Raw genomic sequence first — 17814 nt, forward strand, 5'->3', positions numbered from 1 at the left:
AAAACTAGGGCGATATCAGTGCGTCGGCAAATGAACCGAGAAGGCGGCGCCCTTGCCGACCTCGGACTTGATCGTCAGCCTGGCATTGTGGCGCGTCAGTATATGCTTGACGATCGACAGGCCAAGGCCAGTGCCTTTCTGGGTCCGGCTGGTCTCGACATCGATCCGGTAGAACCGCTCGGTGATGCGCGGAATGTGCTCCTCGGGAATGCCGGGGCCAAAATCCCTGATCGTGACGTCGATGCCGGGTTCGGAATCGGCATCGCTGCGCGCGATCGACACCAGGACGCGGGCGCCCGACTGACCGTATTTGCAGGCGTTTTCCAGGAGGTTTTCGAAAACCTGGAACAGCTCGTCGCGATCGCCCGGTACATCAAGCGGCCCGTCGGCGTAATTCCGCTCGATGGCGACGCTGTTTTCCCTGGCCAGCGGTCCAAGTGAATCGATGACGCTGTCGACCGTCTCGCGCAGGTCGACCTCGGTGCCCGGCTTCAGATAGGGCTTCATCTCGAGCCGCGACAGCGACAGCAAATCGTCGATCAGCCGTGCCATGCGGCCGGTCTGGCTCTGCATGATCTGCAGGAACTGGTCGCGCGCTGCCGGATCGTTGCGGGCCGGCCCGCGCAGGGTTTCGATGAAGCCGGCGATGGATGCGAGCGGCGTGCGCAATTCGTGGCTGGCATTGGCGATGAAGTCGGCGCGCATGCGATCGATGCGCCGCGCCTCGCTCTGGTCCTTGAACACCAGCACATAGAGGTCGGTGGCGTGTCCGACCGACGATGCGCTGACCCGGTAGGCCCGTTCGACTGGCAGCTTCTCGGTATAGTCGACGACATCGGAGGCGGTAGTGCCCGAAAGCACGCTGTCGAGCAGGGCCTGCATCTCCGGCGCCCGGAATTTCAGCGGCAGCGACAGGCCAGGTGCGATCCCGCCAAAGGCGGCAAAGGCGGCGGCATTGGCATGGACGATGGTTGCGGCATGGTCGAAGATGATGAGCGGGTCGGCGACGGCCGCAGCCAGATATTCGCCCGACAGGCGCTGCAGGCCGATCGCTTCGATTGCAGCCGCTCCATCGGCCGATTGGCGGGTGCCGGTCGTCGGCAACAGTGCGGCAGCGAGCAGCAGAAGCAGCGCCGGGACCAGCACATAGGCGGAGATCCCCGCGAAGGCAAAAGCGATCAGGATACCGATAACGCCGGCGACGAGCAGCCAACGACTGTTCCACAGCCGGACGGCCATGGCTTGCGCCACACTTGTCTGCTCTGCGCTTTGCTCAGCCATCCGCGCGTCCTATAGCCCTCTCGGGCGCTGTCCGGCCGTATGGCAAGTTCCTGCTAGACCGGCGTGGAGGCTCCCAATAGCATGAGTCCACAAGCTTAAAAGGGTTCGTCTCGATGAAAAAAGCCAAGGAAACTCCCGCAACGCCGACGTCAGGTCCGCTGAAGATCAAGATCGACGGCAAGGAACGGGAGTTCGACATCGAAAATCCCGAGCTTCCCGACTGGGTCGAGGACAACAAGCTGACCGCCGGCGGCTACCCCTACGACAAGAAGATGAAAAGCGACGAGTATGACGAGACGCTCGAGAAATTGCAGATCGAGCTGGTCAAGTCGCAGGCGTGGCTGCAGGCGACCGGCAAGCGGGTGATGGCGCTGTTCGAAGGTCGCGACGCCGCCGGCAAAGGCGGCACGATCTTCGTGCTGCGCCAGTATCTCAACCCACGCACGGCACGCAACGTGGCGCTGACCAAGCCGACCCCGACCGAAGTGGGACAGTGGTACTACCAGCGCTATGTCGACCAGTTCCCGACGTCGGGAGAATTCGTCACCTTCGACCGCTCCTGGTACAACCGCGCCGGTGTCGAGCCGGTGATGGGTTTCTGCACGCCTGAGCAGCACGAAAAGTTTCTCGATGAGACGCCGCATTTCGAACGGATGATCGTCAACGACGACATCCACTTCTTCAAATTCTGGCTGAACATTGGCCAGGAAACACAGCTCGAGCGCTTTCACGATCGCCGCTACAGCCCGCTGAAGAGCTGGAAGTTCTCGCCGATGGATGTCGCCGGCATCACCAAATGGGACGATTACACCAAGGCACGCGACACCATGTTCGAGCGCACCCACAAGGAGTTCGCGCCGTGGATCATCGTGCGGGCCAACGACAAGCGGCGCTCGCGGCTGGCGGTGATGCGACGCATCCTTCTGTCGCTGCCCTATGACGGCCGCGATCTCGATATCATCGGCAAGGAAGACAAGAAGATCATCGGCGAGGGGCCGTCATTCCTCGGCAAGGAAGGTTGATGATAGAGCGGTTCAGCGTTTCACAGAAACGCTGAACCGCTCTATCTCTTTGTTTTGACGCAATTCCGGACGGAAAACCGTTTCACACTTTTCCTGGAATTGCTCGACTGCGCCGCGCGGCCTGCGCGGCGCAGATTTTTTCCGATCTCAGGCAGCCAGCCTGGCAATGCGCTGAAGGCGCCGCAGCGTGGTGTCGTCCTGCAGCGCCTGCTGGAACAGCGATATCTCCTGGTCGATGCGGTCGCACAGCGCGCCGGTGTTACCCTTGAGCAGGCCGCGCGTCTGCAGCAGGGCAGCTACCGGCTTCTTGGCGAGCTGCCTTGCCCGGCCAAGCGTCGCGTCCTCCACGCCGTCATGCACGATCTCGGCGACGAGGCCGAGCGCCCTGGCGTCCTCGGCGCGAAGCGTGTCGCCGAGGCAGAAGAAGCGGAAGGCGCCGGCATAGCCGAGCTTCTGTGGCGCCAGGATGCTGGTCGCCGCGTCCGGCACAAGGCCGAAATCGACGAACGGCACCCGGAACGTGCTTTCATTGGAAGCGATCACCATGTCGCAGTGGAACAGGATGGTGCAGCCGACGCCGACGGCATCGCCGTCGACACAGGCCAGGATCGGCTTGGGGAACGTCGCCAGCGTGCGGAACATGTCGGTGACGGCGGCAATCAGCTTCTGGTGCTTGCTGGGGTCGAGGAACTCGGAAAAGTCACCGCCAAGACAAAAGCAGCCTGCCAGGCCACGCAACACGACGACACGCACCTCGTCATTGTCGGCGGCTTCATGGAACGTCCTGGCAAGGCTTTCATAGGCCCTTCTGTCGAGCACCGGCCGGCCGTCGGCCGACGATACGGTAACGATCAGCGTGTGGTTGCGCAGCTCAGGTTGCGGGTGATGCATGGTGATCTCCGATCTCATGACGCCCGCCTTTGCCCGAACATGTCGGGGTATCCCCTGGCCAGAACGGAGGCATGATGATTGCGACGCTCACGCACCACGTCCAGCGTGTGCTCGTTGAAGGAGAGCAGCGTCGCCACGACCTGTTGCTTGCCGTAGGTGCGCTGATAGCCCAGCGGCGTCGCCAGGAAATGCAGTTGCAAGGCACGCAACACCCACATCGGCTCGAACTCGATGATCACCTTGTCGACGCCGCGCTTCAGCCCCCACTCGACGAAGCCAGCGATCAATTCGGTGCCGACGGTCGAGACGCCGCGACGGCCATCACGATAACCGGCAGCCACCGCGTAACGGGTCAACTCCCAAATGTTGGGACCGGAAGGCGGCGTTCCTTCGGCCAGTTCGGTCAAGACCTCGGTCAGCAAATGGGGCCGGGTGGTCGGCAGCATCCGTTGATAGCCCGCGACCTCGTTGCCTCTGATGACGATCTGATGCACTGCCTCGTCATGGTCGAACTGATCGACCTCGAAACCGTCCGGGCGCCGCAAGTCCTCCCATCCCATCTCCTCGACAAATATCTGGTAGCGCAGTCGATGGACGGCCTCCCAAAGGTCGGGACGTTCCATCAGTTCTTGGGTTGTAAGACAAAAAAGCATTCCGTCGTCTCCTGGGTTTAAGAGGAAGATACGGCCGTGCTTTGATGAGAAAATTGCGTGATCACGTAGGCGAGAAGTTCTAGGCCGGCACGGCCGACCTAACTAATGTAGCCGCGTCGTATCGCTTCCGCGACGGCCTGGACCCGGTTGACGGCACCGAGTTTGCTTTTGGCGTTAAGAAGATGTTTCTCCGAGGTGTGCTCGGAGATGCCGAGGATTTGCGAAATCTCCCATTCGGACTTGCCGACGGCGGCCCATTTCAGGCATTCGCGTTCGCGCGGCGTCAATTCGATATGGTCGATGGTCTTCGTCGCCATGGTGTGGAGTTGCATGGCGCGGCCAACGGCATAGGTTGAGACCAGCGACACCAGGCCGAACTCGGCCGCCGACAGTTGCACGGCCTCGCCACCGAGCGACACCATGACGATCTGGCCATCGAGCGTGATCAGCGGAAAGGCAAGGCCATCGCGCAGCTTGAAAGCGCCGGCGTCGCCCATCACTTCGCCGCTGCTCTTGTCGATGCGAAACCCTTGAGCGGCCTCGCGCCACTGGAACGGCGCCTGCAGCTGCTTCATGTGGCTGACCACCGGATCGTGATCGACATAGTTGCGCGCCACGTAGCGCTCCAGCCATTCGACCGGCCAGTCGCAAAGCAGCACATGCTGCTTTTGCTGCCCGGCAGGCGTGCCCGGCTGCGGAACGGTTCCGGCCATCAGCGCGGTCAGACCGAAATCCGACGTTATGCCCAACAGCTTTTCGCAGACCACCGCCGCCGTTCCGGCGTGCTGCAGTTGGTCTATGTATTCCAGCGTACGATCGAATTGACCCATCGCAACATCAACCCCATGTTGCCTCATCCATTGAGATCGATGGTCCATGCGTTATCCGCACTTTGCCACCGACCGCCGATTGCAACGCGCTCATTTCCGGTTGTGGTTCTCGGCCCTGGTCCCCCGACCAAGACAGCCACCGCTGTTTGCAAACGCACCAAACCATATCCTGAAATCGGCGCGTTGAAATCAAAAACCATTGTGCCTGTACCATTTTCATACCAAAAACGACGCAAGCACGCGTGCGGCGGAGTTCTATCGTGGTGTTCCAATGAGGTCGCTGGTCCTGGCGTCGCTGCTGATCGCGGCGCTGTCATCGATCTTTGGCGCGCGCGCGGCCGAACCGCAGGTGCCGGTGTTGTGGGACGCCAAGGAACGATTGCCCAAGCCCGACCTTTCGGCACTGCCACGGCTGCGATTCCTGACCACCACGGATTTTCCGCCCTTCAATTTCCTCGATGGCGCGGGAAAGCTCTCCGGTTTCCACATCGACCTGGCGCGCGCCATCTGCGCCGAACTCAGCATCGTCGACAAATGCCAGATCCAGGCGTTGCCCTGGGCCGAGCTCGAAGGGGCGCTCGAGAAAGGCGAAGGCGAAGCGATCATTGCCGGCATCGCGGCGACGCCGCAATCGCGCCAGACATACGCCTTCTCGCGCGCCTATCTGCAGTTTCCGGCACGCTTCATCATGCCGAAGGGCAAGGCACTGACGGAACCGATTTTCGACAAATTGCGCGGCAAGCGCGTCGGCGTGATATCAGGCTCCGCGCATGAGCGCATGCTGCGCGACTATTTCAAGACAGTCCAAATCGTCCCCTTCGACGGGCCGGAAGCTCTCTACAGTGATCTCAAGGCGGGCAAGATCGACGCGGCCTTCGGCGACGGCATGCGCTTCGCCTTCTGGCTGGGCGGCTCCGATGCAGCCGGCTGCTGCCGTTTTGCCGGCGGTCCGTATCTGGCGCCTGAATATCTGGGCACCGGCATGACCATCGCCACACGGGCGGACAATCCGGCGCTGGCTGCAGCACTCGACTACGCGCTGCAGGAGATTTCGATGAAAGGCACCTTCGCTGAATTCTACCTGCGCTATTTCCCGGTTAGTTTCTTCTGATCCGGACTCTGTCAGCTTTTTCTGATCCAGTCCCGGTCGGCTTTTTCTGCGGGCAGCCGATAGTCAGGTCAGCGTGCGCAGGCGTGCCTTGGCCGCACGGCCGATGGCGGCGACGGTCAGCGTGTCGAGATCGAGCTGGCGGCGGATCAGCTGTAGCACCCGCACTTCCTCCATGCGCATTTCGAGATCGACGGCAGCCACTTCGAAGGCGGCGGCATAGGCCGTGTCGCGCAAGCGCTCCGGCAAGGCCTCACCAACGCGTGCGAGAACGCCTTCAAGACCATCCTTTTCATGCAGCATCCGCTGGCAAGCCTGGGCAACCTCGACCAGCCTGTCGTGCTTGAAATCCTCGAACACCGGCCATGAGCGGACGACGTCGCCGATCCGCGCCAGCTCGACATCGGTCATGTCTCGGTCGGAGGCCGAGGTGATGACCATCAGGTAGATCAGGGCTTCATGCGGGGTCGGCGATGGCATTCTTTACTCCTTGAACGGGCTTCGAAGGTAGGAACGGGGCTCAAGGCCCGCAAGGAAAAAGCGCTGCGCTCGTTGACGCTCCCGCGTCGCACGCCTAGAGACCGGTTTGAAAAAACCCTGCTCCGGCCCCGTCCTCGTAGGATCGGGTCGGCGAATAATTTGGAAGATAATGACATGGCGGGATCAAACATCATCGATCTCAACCCCGACCTGCTGGCGGCCGCCGCCGAGAGCAAGGCGTGGCCGTTCGAGGAAGCCAAAAAGATCATCGAGCGCTACAAAGGCACCGACTTTCCCGAAACGATCCTGTTCGAGACCGGCTATGGACCGTCCGGCCTGCCGCATATCGGCACGTTCGGCGAGGTGGCGCGCACATCGATGGTGCGCCATGCATTCCGTGTCCTGACGCAGGACAAGGTCGCGACCAAGCTTCTGTGCTTCTCCGACGACATGGACGGCATGCGCAAGATACCTGACAGCGTGCCGGATCGCGCAGCGCTCGAGCCGTATCTGCATATGCCGCTGTCTTCGGTGCCCAATCCGTTCGGCGGCGACTATGCGAGCTTCGCCGACCACAACAACGCGATGCTCTGCCGCTTCCTGGATACGTTCGGCTTCGACTACGAATTCGCCAGCGCGACGCAATATTACAAGTCGGGGCGCTTCGACGCGATGCTGCTGCGCGCCGCCGAACGCTACGACAAGATCATGGCGGTGATGCTGCCGACGCTTGGGCCTGAGCGGCAGGCGACCTACAGCCCGTTCCTGCCGATCTCGCCAAAGAGCGGCCGCGTGCTCTACGTGCCGATGAAGCATGTCGACGCCAAGGCCGGCACCATCACCTTCGACGATGACGGCACCGAGACCACGCTTTCGGTCACCGGCGGCCGCGTGAAGCTGCAGTGGAAGCCGGATTTCGGCATGCGCTGGGCGGCACTTGGCGTCGATTTCGAAATGTTCGGCAAGGACCACCAGACCAATGCGGTGGTTTATGACCGCATCTGCAACATCCTGGGCGGACGCGCGCCCGAGCACTTCGTCTACGAGCTGTTCCTCGACGAGAACGGCCAGAAGATCTCGAAGTCGAAGGGCAATGGCCTGACCATCGACGATTGGCTGACCTATGCGCCGACCGAAAGCCTCGGGCTCTACATGTACCAGCGGCCGCGGCAGGCCAAGAAGCTCTATTTCGACGTCATCCCGAGGGCCGTGGACGAATATTACACCTTCCTCGCGGCCTACCCCAGGCAGGACTGGAAGGAGCGGCTGGGCAATCCGGTCTGGCATATGCATGACGGCAACCCGCCGCTTGTCGACATGCCGGTGCCGTTCTCGCTGCTGCTCAACCTGGTCAGCGCTTCCAATGCACAGAACAAGGATGTGCTGTGGGGCTTCATCTCGCGCCACGCGGCCAACGTGACGCCGAAGACCCACCCGGAGCTCGACCAGTTGGTCGGCCATGCGATCCGCTATTTCGACGATTTCGTGCGGCCGACGAAAACGTTCCGCCCGGCCGACGAGGTCGAGCGCGAAGCACTGCAATCCCTCGACAAGGCGCTCGCCGCGCTGCCGGCTGACGCCAGCGGCGAGGCGATCCAGAACGCTTCGCTCAACGTGGCGCGCAAGATCGAACGCTATCAGGATCATTCCAAGCAGAGCCCGGAAGGCGGCCCGGGTGTTTCGGGCGCCTTCTTCCAGATGATCTACCAGGTGCTGATCGGCCAGGAGCGCGGCCCGCGCTTCGGCTCGTTCGCAGCCCTCTACGGCGTCGCCGAGACCCGCGCGCTCATTCAGCAGGCGCTGGCGGGTCAGTTGGTTTGAGGGCGCCGCCCTCCTCTTTTAGGATAGAGCCCTCTTCCAGGATCGAGCCCGGCGCCTGGGGCGCCTGGGCAGGCGCGGCGGGCTCCGCCGCCATGCCGGCCAGGTTCGGCGCCGACCCGAAGATGCCCTTCTTCGCTGTCAGAGCCTTTTCGCCGGCCTCGACATAGGGCCCGCCCTTGGTGGCGCGGGCCCAGCCGTTGTCGACCAGCCATTGACCGACATCCTGCTTGCCGATCCGGCATTGCGCCGCGATCCGGTCGCGTCCGCCTTCGGGCGGCACCGTGCAGACCACCGCGCGACCGCGCAGGAAGGCGCGGAACGCCGTTCGCGCACGAATGCCGCATGGCCAGGACTTGCCGCCCGTGCTGCAGGTCTCGTCCTGTGGCACGACGTCTATGCCGGAAACCGCGACCGAATAGCCTTTCGCTTCGATCAGGCCGGCGGCCGTCGCGATCGGCTGGAACAGCTTCGTGCCGTTCCAGTCGTCGGGCATCTTTGGCTTCGGCGGCATGGCCAGCGCCAGCTTGCTCAGCGGTTCGCGCGGCTCGATCCGCTCAAGCTCTCCCGTGGGCAGTTCCGGTGGCGCAATGACGTCTGGGTCGATCGCCCGCGAATGCACCACCGGCTTTGGCGGCTGCGGCGCGGCAGGCGCGGGAATGGCTGACGTGACCGGCTCTTCAGGTCCGGCATCGGCGCTTGCTTGAGGGATCGTGTCACCGCCGGGATCGATCTGATCCACAGCAACAGTGCCTTCGCTTCCCTTCAGCGTGCGGCCACCGGCGACGACCAAAGCCGCCATGGCCAGGACCATCAGAACCGACAGGACAAGATGAAGAACCCGCACCAGCCGGACCTACTGACTTGCCCAGACAATCCGCGCCACCCATTCGACATCACGCATGGGGATGTCGCGGTCTGGATGATCGGGATTGAGCGACACCAGCGCGATCGCCTTGACGGTCTGGCGCTCGAGCACCTTGGCCATCACCTCGCCCGCGGTGGTCTTGACCACGACGCGATCGCCCTTGCGGGTCACCGCGCCCGGCTCGACGATGAGCACGTCGCCATTGCGGTAGAGCGGCAGCATGGAATCGCCTTGCACCTGCAAGGCATAGGAGCTTTCGGTCGATTGCGCGGGCAGTTCGACCAGATCCCAGCCCTGCCCCGCCGGAAAGCCGGCATCGTCGAAAAAACCGCCGGCGCCGGCCTGGGCAAAGCCGAGCAACGGCACGGAACTCCTGCGCGCCGATGCGACGCCGATGCGGCCTTCGATCAGCCCGGTGAATTCGTCGAGCGAAGCGCCCGTTGCCTCGATGATCTTGGCCAGTGATTCGGTTGAAGGCCAGCGCGGCCGGCCGTCCGAGGACAGACGTTTCGACTTGTTGAAGGCGGTTGAATCGAGGCCCGCGCGCCTTGCCAGACCTGACGCCGAAAGCGAATAACGCTCGGCAAGAGCATCGATGGCGGCCCAAACGCGGTCGTGCGAGAGCATGTCGTGCTCTCCTTCGAGACAGGAAAAAATGCCTTTTCCTTCTAGTCCGCGAACACCGGTTTGTCCACCGGCACCGCTCACACGACACACTTTCGTGTCGACCGTGGACATAGAGATTCCAAGGATCAATCGGCCGCCTTGGCGAGAGTGCGCAAACCCTGATGCGACGTCATGAAAATCCGTTCTTCCTGCGTCGGCGGTCGCGGGGCGACCGCGCGGCCAAGTGCGGCGACAACCTCGTCAATATCGACAAAGCGGCGCGCCTTGCGGTCATAGACGCCGGCCGTCGTCAGGATCAACGCAGCCGTCTCGCCATTGTCGAGGACGAAGCGATGCTTGCCGATGACCTGGCTGCCTTCCCAGGTCTCGATCGAGGACACCACTTCGAAGCGGCGCCACAACCTGATTTCGCGCGCATAGACCGCCTGCAGCCCGCCCATCATCGGCGCCCAGCCATTCTTCCGCGCCAGCGTGATAAGGCCGGCACGGACGAAGAGGTCGATGCGGCCGAGGTCGGCCAGCATCATGTAGCGCGCATTGTTGAGATGGACGTTGAAATCGATGTCGGTCGGCAGGCAGCGAAAGGCCAGCCGGCTTTCACCGCCCATCACATAGGGGCCACGGCTGCGCGCCGTGGCCGGCATGCGCGCAGCGCATGACCCCGAAACCGTTCCGGTTTTCGGAAAGGCTCATGCGCCAAATCAAAGTTCTACAGCGTCCTTTGCGCGTCCGAAGGACGCGCGGCGCTGTAGTCGCGCCCATACATACATAATCTGGCGTCAGGCAGCCTGCTTCACGTCGCGCTTGGCGTAGGGGTCGAAGCGTTCGTAGAAGGTCTCGCCCTTCTCGGCCATCTCGAGCAGCAGTTTGGGTGCCTTGAACTCAGCGCCGTACTTCTTCTGCAGGCCCTTGGCGATCTTGACGAAGCGCTTGGCGCCGATGCCGTCGATACAGGACAGCGCACCGCCGGTATAGGGCGCGAAGCCGAAGGCCAGGATCGAGCCGACATCGGCCTCCCGCGGATCGGTGACGATGCCCTCTTCCATCACCCGTGCCGCTTCCAGCGCGATGGTGACGAGCAGCCGCTGCTGCAGTTCCTCGTAATCGACCTTCTCAGCCGCGAGCTGCGGATAGAGCTCCTTCAACCCTGGCCACAGCTTCTTCTTGGCCGGCTTGGCAGGGTAGTCGTAAAAACCCTTGCCGTTCTTGCGGCCGAAGCGGCCATGGTCATCGACCATGGTGTTGATCAGCGCCATCTGCTTGGGGTCGACAGCCTTGTCGCCGAGATCCCTGATGGTCTGCTTCATGATCTTCTGGGCAAGGTCGATCGCCGTCTCGTCGGTCAGCGCCAGGGGACCAACCGGCATGCCGGCGGCCTTGGCCGCATTCTCGATCATCGGCGCGGGCACGCCTTCGATCAGCATCTTGTAGGCTTCCGACATATAGCGCAGCACGCAGCGGTTGACGTAGAAGCCGCGCGTGTCGTTGACGACGATCGGCGTCTTCTTGATGGCGCGGACAAAGTCGATAGCGGTCGCCAGCGCCTTGTCGCCCGTCTTCTTGCCCAGGATGATCTCGACCAGCATCATCTTGTCGACCGGCGAGAAGAAGTGGATGCCGACAAAATTCTTCGGCCGCACCGAATTCCTGGCCAGGCCGGTGATCGGAATGGTCGAGGTGTTCGACGCGAAGATCGCCGACGACTTCAGCACCGCTTCAGCCTGTTCGGTGGCGGCCTTCTTGACGGCCGAATCCTCGAACACGGCCTCGACCACGAGGTCGCAGCCGGCGAGGTCGGCATAGTCCGATGTCGGTGTGATGAGCGACAGCAGTCTGTCCTTCTCCTCGGGCTTGGCGCGGCCCTTCTTGACCTGATCCGAGACCAGGCTGTCGGAATGCGCTTTGCCCTTCTGAGCCGACTCCAGGTCGCGGTCGAGCAAAACCACCGGGATGCCGGCCTTGGCGGTGACATAGGCGATGCCGGCGCCCATGAAGCCGGCGCCGAGAATGCCGATCTTCTTGAATTTGGTTTCCGGCACGCCGGCCGGACGGCGTGCGCCCTTGTTCAGCTCTTGCAGGGAAACGAACAGCGAGCGGATCATCGCCGCCGCCTCCTTGGTCTGCATGATCTCGGTGAAATAGCGCTGCTCGATCCGCAGGCCGGTGTCGAACGGCACCAAAAGGCCTTCATAGACGGATTTCAGGATCGCGGCGGCGGCCGGATAATTGCCATAGGTTTCGCGCCGCAGGATGGCGATGGCCGGCGGCCACAGATTGAAGCCGGCCGGCGAATAGATCTGCCCGCCAGGCAGCTTGAAGCCCTTCTCGTCCCAGGGCTGGATGGCTTTCAGACCATTTTTGATCATCGCCTTGGCGGTCTCGATCAGCTTGGCTGGTTCAGCAATCTCATGGATCAGGCCCATGGCCTTCGCCTTCTGCGGCGACAGGTTCTGGCCCGAGGTCAGCATCTGCAGCGCCTGCTGCTGATCGGTCAGCCGTGGCACCCGCTGAGTGCCGCCTGCGCCGGGGAAGATGCCGACCTTGACTTCCGGCAAGGCCATCTTGACCTTGTCTGAATCAGCGGCGACGCGGCCGTGGCAGGCCAGCGACAATTCGAAGGCGCCGCCCATGCAGGTGCCGTTGATCGCCGACACCCAGGGCTTGCCCGATGTTTCGAGCTTGCGCCACAGGCCGCCCATGCGGCCGGCATTGTCGAACAAGAGCTTCGCCGCCTTCTCCGGATCCTTGGTCTTTTCCGTGGCAAACACCGTCAGCATCTTCTGCAGCATGGTGAGATCGGCGCCACCGGAGAAGCTGTCCTTGCCCGAGGTGATCACCGCGCCCTTGATACCGGCGTCGGCCACCACCTGGTCGATGATCTTGTCGAGCTCGTTCATCACCTCTTCGGTGAACACGTTCATCGAGCGGTCGGGCATGTTCCAGGTGACCAGCGCAATGCCGTCGGCGTCGGTCTCGAGGGTAAAATTGGTGTAGCTCATGATTTTTCTCCCCGTCAGACGCGTTCGATGATCGTTGCGGTGCCCATGCCGGCGCCGATACACAACGTCACCAGCGCGGTGTTGAGATCGCGGCGTTCGAGTTCGTCCAGCACCGTGCCGAAGATCATCGCGCCGGTGGCGCCAAGCGGGTGGCCCATGGCGATGGCACCGCCGTTGACGTTGATCTTGTCGTGATCGATGTCGAAAGCCTGCATGTAGCGCAGCACCACCGAGGCGAAAGCCTCGTTGAGCTCGAACAGGTCGATGTCGGACAGCTTCATCTTGGCGCGCTTCAACAGCTTCTCGGTGACGTCGACCGGCCCGGTCAGCATCAGCACCGGCTCGGAGCCGATATTGGCAAAGGTGCGGATGCGGGCGCGTGGCTTCAGGCCCATCGCCTTGCCGGCCTTCTTGGAGCCGAGCAGAACGGCGGCCGCGCCATCGACGATGCCGGACGAATTGCCGGCGTGGTGGACGTGGTTGACCTCTTCCACCTCGGGGTGCTTCTGCACCGCGACCGCATCGAAGCCGCCCATTTCGCCCGGCATGATGAAGGATGGGTTGAGCGAAGCCAGCGACTGCATGTCGGTCGACGGCCGCATGTGCTCGTCATGGTCGAGGATGGTCAGGCCGTTCTGGTCCTTTATCGGAATGACGGATTTCTTGAAGCGACCATCGGCCCAGGATTTTGCCGCCCGCTTCTGGCTCTCGACGGCATAGGCGTCGACATCGTCACGGCTAAAACCGTATTTGGTGGCGATCAGATCGGCCGAAATGCCTTGCGGCACGAACCAGCCGGGCAGGCCTACCGATGGGTCCATGAACCAGGCGCCACCCGAGGCGCCCATGCCGACGCGCGACATGGATTCGACACCGCCGGCGATGACGATCTCGTCGGCGCCCTGCGCGATCTTGGCGGCACCGAAATTGATGGCATCGAGACCCGAAGCGCAGAAGCGTGAGATCTGCATGCCGGGCGCCTTGTTGTCGTAACCGGCCTCGAAGGCGGCCGCGCGCGGAATGACCGAACCCGCCTCGCCGACCGGGTCGACGCAGCCGAAAATGATGTCGTCGACGGTGCCGGTATCGAGCCCGTTGCGGTCGCGCAGCGCCTCAAGCGTCTTGGCGGCGAGCCGCACCGCCGGCACTTCGTGCAGCGATCCGTCCTTCTTGCCCTTGCCACGCGGCGTGCGCACGGCGTCATAGACATAAGCGTCAGCCATTTTCTTGCTCCTTGGTTCGCCTGATGTCGCTCTTAGAGAGAGCGGCCGATCAGCAATTTCATGATCTCGTTGGTGCCGCCGTAGATGCGCTGGACGCGAGCGTCGCGGAACATGCGGGCGATCGGATATTCATTCATGTAGCCATAGCCACCATGCAATTGAAGGCATTCGTCGACCACTTTTCCCTGCAGGTCGCTGAGCCAGTATTTCGCCATCGACGCCGTCACCGGATCGAGGCCGCCATTGACGTGGCGGGTGACGCAATCATTGTAGAAGACACGGCCGATGGTCGCCTCGGTCTTCAGCTCAGCCAGCTTGAACTGGGTGTTCTGGAACTCGATGATCGCCTTGCCGAACGCCTTGCGCTCCTTGACGTAGTCGATGGTCAGCGCCAGCGCGCGCTCGATCATGGCGATCGCACCGGTGCCGATCTGCAGCCGTTCCTGCGGCAATTGCTGCATCAGTTGGACAAAGCCCTGTCCCTCTTCATGGCCAAGCAGGTTCGAGGTCGGCACGCGCACGTCGTTGAAGAACAGTTCCGACGTGTCGTTGGCCTTCAGGCCGATCTTGTCGAGGTTGCGACCGCGCTGGAAACCGTCGACTTCGTCCGTCTCGACGACAACAAGCGAAGTGCCCTTGGCACCCTTGGCCGGATCGGTCTTGGTGACGACGATAATGAGATTGGCAAGCTGGCCGTTGGTGATGAAGGTCTTGGAGCCGTTGATCTTGTACTGGTTGCCATCCTTCTCAGCCCTCGTCTTCACGCCCTGCAGGTCGGAGCCGGCGCCCGGCTCGGTCATGGCGATGGCGCCGATCAGTTCGCCGGTGGCGAGCCTCGGCAGCCATTTCTTCTTTTGCTCTTCCGAGCCGTAGTGGAGGATGTAGGGCGCAACGATCGCATTGTGCAGGCCGATGCCGAAACCGTCGACGCCGACATGGCCGATGGCCTCGATGATGGCGCTCTCATGCGCGAAGGTGCCGCCGGAACCTCCATATTCCTCCGGCATCGAGGCGCAGAGCAGGCCGGCCGCTCCGGCCTTGCGCCAGCTTTCGCGGTCGACCATTTCGTTCTTCTCGAACTCGTCGTAGCGCGGCGCGATCTCCTCCGACATGAAGCGGGTCGCCATGTCGTAGAGCATGCCGACCTCGTCCCCCGCCCAGGCGGGCTTCGGCAAAGAGAGCACTTCGGCTGGATTTGTCGCCACTATTTCCTCCGCGTTCCGACAGTGTGGGCCGGCGCTGCCGGCCCGCCGAACCTAGAACGCTTCCGCAGGCAGCGCCATGAGCGTGTCCGCGCCACTAGAAATGCGGGCAAGATGCGCCGAAGTCTCCGGCATGATCCGCTCCATGAAGAAGCGCGCCGTCACCACCTTGTTGTCGTAGAAGGACTGGGAGCCGTTGGCGCCGGTCTTGCCCTGCGCCGCCTTGGCCATCTGCGCCCACATGTAGCCCAGCGCCACGAGGCCGAAGAGATGCATGTAGTCGGTCGAGGCGGCACCGGCATTGTCGGGCTTGGCCATGCCGTTCTGCACCAGCCACATCGTCGCCGCCTGCAGATCGTTGAGGCCTTTCTTCAGTCCCTTGGTGAACGGCGCCATCTTCTCGTCGGCGCGGTTTTCCTCACAGAACTCGCCGACTTCCTTGAAGAATGCCTGCACGGCGCGACCGCCATTCAGGCCGAGCTTGCGGCCGACGAGATCGAGCGCCTGGATGCCGTTGGCGCCCTCATAGATCATGGCGATGCGGGCATCGCGCACGAACTGGCTCATGCCGTGTTCTTCGATGTAGCCGTGGCCGCCGAACACCTGCTGCGCCATGACGGCGTGATCAAAACCCTTGTCGGTGAGCACGCCCTTGACCACCGGCGTCATCAGGCCGGTGTAGTCGTCGGCCGCCTGGCGGTCCTTTTCGTCACCGGAACGGTGGGCGATGTCGGACTTGATCGCCGTCCACAATGCCAGCGCGCGACCGGCCTCGTTGAAGGCCCTCATGGTCATCAGCGAGCGGCGGATATCGGGATGGACGATGATCGGGTCGGCCTTCTTGTCGGGCGCCTTCGGGCCTGAGAGCGAGCGGCCCTGCAAGCGGTCCTTGGCATAGGCGACGGCGTTCTGGTAGGCGACCTCCGACAGCGACAGGCCCTGCAGGCCGACACCGAGGCGGGCCTCGTTCATCATCGTGAACATCGCCTTCAGGCCGCCATTGGCCTCGCCGAGCAACGTGCCTTGCGCCTCGTCATAGTTCATGACGCAGGTCGAATTGCCATGGATGCCCATCTTCTCCTCGATCGAACCGCAGGAGAGCGTGTTGCGTTCGCCAGGATTGCCCGACGCGTCGAGCTTGAGCTTCGGCACGATGAACAGCGAGATGCCCTTGACGCCTTCCGGCGCGCCCTCGATGCGGGCCAGCACCAGATGGACGATGTTGTCCGACATGTCGTGCTCGCCGGCCGAGATGAAGATCTTCTGGCCTGATATCTTGTAAGTACCGTCGCCGTTCGGCACCGCCTTGGTGCGCAGCAGGCCGAGATCGGTGCCGCAATGCGGCTCGGTCAGGTTCATGGTGCCGGTCCAGGCGCCATCGATCATCTTTGGCAGCCATGTCGCCTTCTGCTCGTCGGTGCCGTGGGTGATGATTGCCGCGATCGCGCCCTGCGTCAGGCCGGGATACATCATCAGCGACATGTTGGCCGAGACCATGTATTCGGCAACCGCCGTGTGGACGGCATAGGGCAGGCCCTGGCCACCGAACTCGACTGGCGCGGCCAGTCCCATCCAGCCGCCTTCACGATACTGGTCGTAGGCCTCCTTGAAGCCCTTGGGCGTTGTCACCGAGCCATCGTCGTGACGCACGCAGCCTTCCATGTCGCCGACACGGTTGAGCGGATGCATGACATTTTCGGCGAGCTTGGCGCCTTCGGCGAGGATCGCCTCAAGCACATCCGGCGTGGCGTCGGCAAACCCGGGAAGGTTCGAGTAGCGCTGATAGCCCAGCACCTCGTTGAGCACGAACAGCGTGTCCTGGACCGGAGCCCTGTAGATCGGCATGCTTTTCCTCCACCGTGCGGATTAGGCCCCGAAATCAAGCCGTGCGCGGCAAGCGGGCCAATGTCGAAGCCGCAATAGCAAATATTGACGTTTGCGTAAACGTCAATTCCTTGTGTCGCAAAAAATTTTGCCAGGCTTTTGATGCGCGTGGGATTTTGCGAGCACTCGGCTGCTTTCACCTCGATAGACGGAAAAAGCCGCGCGGCGACGGCCACGCGGCTTAATTCGATTGGCAACAGATAGGCTGGTTTCAGCTGGCGACGCTGGCTTGCGTTGCCGAACGTTCGGTCAGCATCTGGCGCACGGCCGACATCGAGCCGCTGAGTTCATTGATGGCGTCGTCGATCAGCGCCCGCTGCTTCTGCAGGCGGGCAAGCTGCTTTTCGGATTTGTCCAACGCCAGCCGCAGCTGCTTGGTGTTGGAACCGGTCGGATCGTAGAGATCCATCATCTGCTTGACGTCGCGCAGCGAGAACCCGACCTTGCGGCCGAGCAGGATCAGCTTCAGCCGGGCCTTGTCGCGGCGCGTGTAGAGGCGGGTCGAACCGTCACGCTGCGGGTTGAGCAGGCCCTTGTCTTCGTAGAAACGCAGCGTGCGCAGCGTCACGCCGTATTTCTTGGCCATTTCGCCGATGCGAGCGAGGTCCTCGCCGGCTTCGACAGGTATATTGTTGGTGTTGGCCGCGGTCTCGCCGGCCGAGATAAGCTTCATGGTCACTGGCTTTCCCCATTGTGGCGTCGCGGTCTTGCACCAGCATCGCCGGACTGAAGGCGGGGGCTTGCCTTCAGTCGTGGTTTCGACAAACAAAATCGCAAAACGGCACGCTTCAAGGCGCCTTTTACGTTTACGTCAATTCTATACCGATAGCCGCCTCATGACGCAAGGGCGTTCTGGGAGGGGTGCTTTATGCCGCACCGAAGGCCGTCCAGCCAACTTCCTTGCAACTTCTTAAGCTTGGTTAACGCG

General features: G+C 62.5%; 16 protein-coding genes. 3 read left to right on the plus strand and 13 right to left on the minus strand.

The features are described 5' to 3' along the window. Nucleotides 1-15 precede the first annotated feature (15 nt). Nucleotides 16-1281, minus strand: coding sequence for an ATP-binding protein (locus tag EB235_RS34325; RefSeq protein ID WP_027033050.1), 1266 nt, complete (start codon nt 1279-1281; stop codon nt 16-18). A gap of 113 nt (nt 1282-1394) precedes the next feature. Between EB235_RS34325 and ppk2 the strand changes: the two genes are divergently transcribed. Beyond that, a complete protein-coding gene (ppk2, locus tag EB235_RS34330) occupies nt 1395-2303 on the plus strand; it encodes a polyphosphate kinase 2 (RefSeq protein WP_027033049.1) in 909 nt (302 codons plus the stop codon). Nucleotides 2304-2450: 147 nt separating this feature from the next. Here ppk2 and EB235_RS34335 read toward each other — a convergent pair whose 3' ends face one another. From EB235_RS34335 to EB235_RS34345, 3 genes are all read right to left on the minus strand, one after another. Beyond that, nucleotides 2451-3212, minus strand: coding sequence for an enoyl-CoA hydratase-related protein (locus EB235_RS34335; RefSeq protein WP_027033048.1), 762 nt, complete (start codon nt 3210-3212; stop codon nt 2451-2453). Further along, nucleotides 3209-3847 (minus strand): acyl-homoserine-lactone synthase, encoded by a 639-nt coding sequence (locus EB235_RS34340; protein ID WP_027033047.1) that lies wholly within the window; start codon nt 3845-3847, stop codon nt 3209-3211. Before EB235_RS34340 ends, EB235_RS34335 begins: the two co-directional genes overlap by 4 nt. A gap of 98 nt (nt 3848-3945) precedes the next feature. Then, complete coding sequence (locus tag EB235_RS34345) at nt 3946-4677, minus strand: helix-turn-helix transcriptional regulator (protein WP_027033046.1); 732 nt, start codon at nt 4675-4677, stop codon at nt 3946-3948. Between the two features lie 271 nt (nt 4678-4948). On the opposite strand from EB235_RS34345, the gene EB235_RS34350 reads away from it, so the two are divergent. After that, on the plus strand, nt 4949-5788 hold the full coding sequence (locus tag EB235_RS34350) for a transporter substrate-binding domain-containing protein (protein ID WP_027033045.1): 840 nt from the start codon (nt 4949-4951) through the stop codon (nt 5786-5788). A gap of 63 nt (nt 5789-5851) precedes the next feature. On the opposite strand, the gene EB235_RS34355 is transcribed toward EB235_RS34350, so the two are convergent. Then, on the minus strand, nt 5852-6265 hold the full coding sequence (locus EB235_RS34355; RefSeq protein ID WP_027033044.1) for a tellurite resistance TerB family protein: 414 nt from the start codon (nt 6263-6265) through the stop codon (nt 5852-5854). Nucleotides 6266-6439: 174 nt separating this feature from the next. On the opposite strand from EB235_RS34355, the gene EB235_RS34360 reads away from it, so the two are divergent. Next, nucleotides 6440-8086: a lysine--tRNA ligase gene (locus EB235_RS34360; RefSeq protein WP_027033043.1), complete on the plus strand. Its 1647-nt coding sequence runs from the start codon at nt 6440-6442 to the stop codon at nt 8084-8086. Here EB235_RS34360 and EB235_RS34365 read toward each other — a convergent pair. From EB235_RS34365 to EB235_RS34400, 8 genes are all read right to left on the minus strand, one after another. Continuing rightward, the gene (locus EB235_RS34365; protein ID WP_027033042.1) at nt 8052-8930 is read right to left on the minus strand and encodes a hypothetical protein; all 879 of its coding nucleotides are present in this window, start codon (nt 8928-8930) and stop codon (nt 8052-8054) included. The genes EB235_RS34360 and EB235_RS34365 overlap by 35 nt on opposite strands. A gap of 9 nt (nt 8931-8939) precedes the next feature. Further along, complete coding sequence (locus tag EB235_RS34370; RefSeq protein WP_027033041.1) at nt 8940-9578, minus strand: S24 family peptidase; 639 nt, start codon at nt 9576-9578, stop codon at nt 8940-8942. A gap of 125 nt (nt 9579-9703) precedes the next feature. Continuing rightward, nucleotides 9704-10222, minus strand: a complete 519-nt coding sequence (locus EB235_RS34375; protein WP_027033040.1) for a thioesterase family protein — start codon at nt 10220-10222, stop codon at nt 9704-9706. A gap of 135 nt (nt 10223-10357) precedes the next feature. Continuing rightward, complete coding sequence (locus tag EB235_RS34380; RefSeq protein WP_027033039.1) at nt 10358-12577, minus strand: 3-hydroxyacyl-CoA dehydrogenase NAD-binding domain-containing protein; 2220 nt, start codon at nt 12575-12577, stop codon at nt 10358-10360. A 14-nt stretch (nt 12578-12591) separates the two neighbouring features. Next, the gene (locus EB235_RS34385; protein ID WP_027033038.1) at nt 12592-13800 is read right to left on the minus strand and encodes an acetyl-CoA C-acetyltransferase; all 1209 of its coding nucleotides are present in this window, start codon (nt 13798-13800) and stop codon (nt 12592-12594) included. Nucleotides 13801-13832: 32 nt separating this feature from the next. Continuing rightward, nucleotides 13833-15005 (minus strand): acyl-CoA dehydrogenase family protein, encoded by a 1173-nt coding sequence (locus tag EB235_RS34390; protein ID WP_027033037.1) that lies wholly within the window; start codon nt 15003-15005, stop codon nt 13833-13835. 51 nt (nt 15006-15056) lie between these two features. Continuing rightward, on the minus strand, nt 15057-16847 hold the full coding sequence (locus tag EB235_RS34395; RefSeq protein WP_027033036.1) for an acyl-CoA dehydrogenase: 1791 nt from the start codon (nt 16845-16847) through the stop codon (nt 15057-15059). Between the two features lie 250 nt (nt 16848-17097). Further along, a complete protein-coding gene (locus EB235_RS34400; protein WP_080680924.1) occupies nt 17098-17559 on the minus strand; it encodes a MerR family transcriptional regulator in 462 nt (153 codons plus the stop codon). Nucleotides 17560-17814 lie beyond the last annotated feature (255 nt).

This window comes from Mesorhizobium loti R88b (assembly GCF_013170845.1).
GTDB classification, from domain to species: Bacteria; Pseudomonadota; Alphaproteobacteria; order Rhizobiales; family Rhizobiaceae; genus Mesorhizobium; species Mesorhizobium loti_B.

What these genes read in the sequence shown, in the direction of transcription:
- EB235_RS34325 (WP_027033050.1), bottom strand. Translation starts at nt 1,281, where the DNA reads ATGGCTGAGCAAAGCGCAGAGCAGACAAGTGTGGCGCAAGCCATGGCC.
- ppk2 (WP_027033049.1), top strand. Translation starts at nt 1,395, where the DNA reads ATGAAAAAAGCCAAGGAAACTCCCGCAACGCCGACGTCAGGTCCGCTG.
- EB235_RS34335 (WP_027033048.1), bottom strand. Translation starts at nt 3,212, where the DNA reads ATGAGATCGGAGATCACCATGCATCACCCGCAACCTGAGCTGCGCAAC.
- EB235_RS34340 (WP_027033047.1), bottom strand. Translation starts at nt 3,847, where the DNA reads ATGCTTTTTTGTCTTACAACCCAAGAACTGATGGAACGTCCCGACCTT.
- EB235_RS34345 (WP_027033046.1), bottom strand. Translation starts at nt 4,677, where the DNA reads ATGGGTCAATTCGATCGTACGCTGGAATACATAGACCAACTGCAGCAC.
- EB235_RS34350 (WP_027033045.1), top strand. Translation starts at nt 4,949, where the DNA reads ATGAGGTCGCTGGTCCTGGCGTCGCTGCTGATCGCGGCGCTGTCATCG.
- EB235_RS34355 (WP_027033044.1), bottom strand. Translation starts at nt 6,265, where the DNA reads ATGCCATCGCCGACCCCGCATGAAGCCCTGATCTACCTGATGGTCATC.
- EB235_RS34360 (WP_027033043.1), top strand. Translation starts at nt 6,440, where the DNA reads ATGGCGGGATCAAACATCATCGATCTCAACCCCGACCTGCTGGCGGCC.
- EB235_RS34370 (WP_027033041.1), bottom strand. Translation starts at nt 9,578, where the DNA reads ATGCTCTCGCACGACCGCGTTTGGGCCGCCATCGATGCTCTTGCCGAG.
- EB235_RS34375 (WP_027033040.1), bottom strand. Translation starts at nt 10,222, where the DNA reads ATGCCGGCCACGGCGCGCAGCCGTGGCCCCTATGTGATGGGCGGTGAA.
- EB235_RS34380 (WP_027033039.1), bottom strand. Translation starts at nt 12,577, where the DNA reads ATGAGCTACACCAATTTTACCCTCGAGACCGACGCCGACGGCATTGCG.
- EB235_RS34385 (WP_027033038.1), bottom strand. Translation starts at nt 13,800, where the DNA reads ATGGCTGACGCTTATGTCTATGACGCCGTGCGCACGCCGCGTGGCAAG.
- EB235_RS34395 (WP_027033036.1), bottom strand. Translation starts at nt 16,847, where the DNA reads ATGCCGATCTACAGGGCTCCGGTCCAGGACACGCTGTTCGTGCTCAAC.
- EB235_RS34400 (WP_080680924.1), bottom strand. Translation starts at nt 17,559, where the DNA reads ATGAAGCTTATCTCGGCCGGCGAGACCGCGGCCAACACCAACAATATA.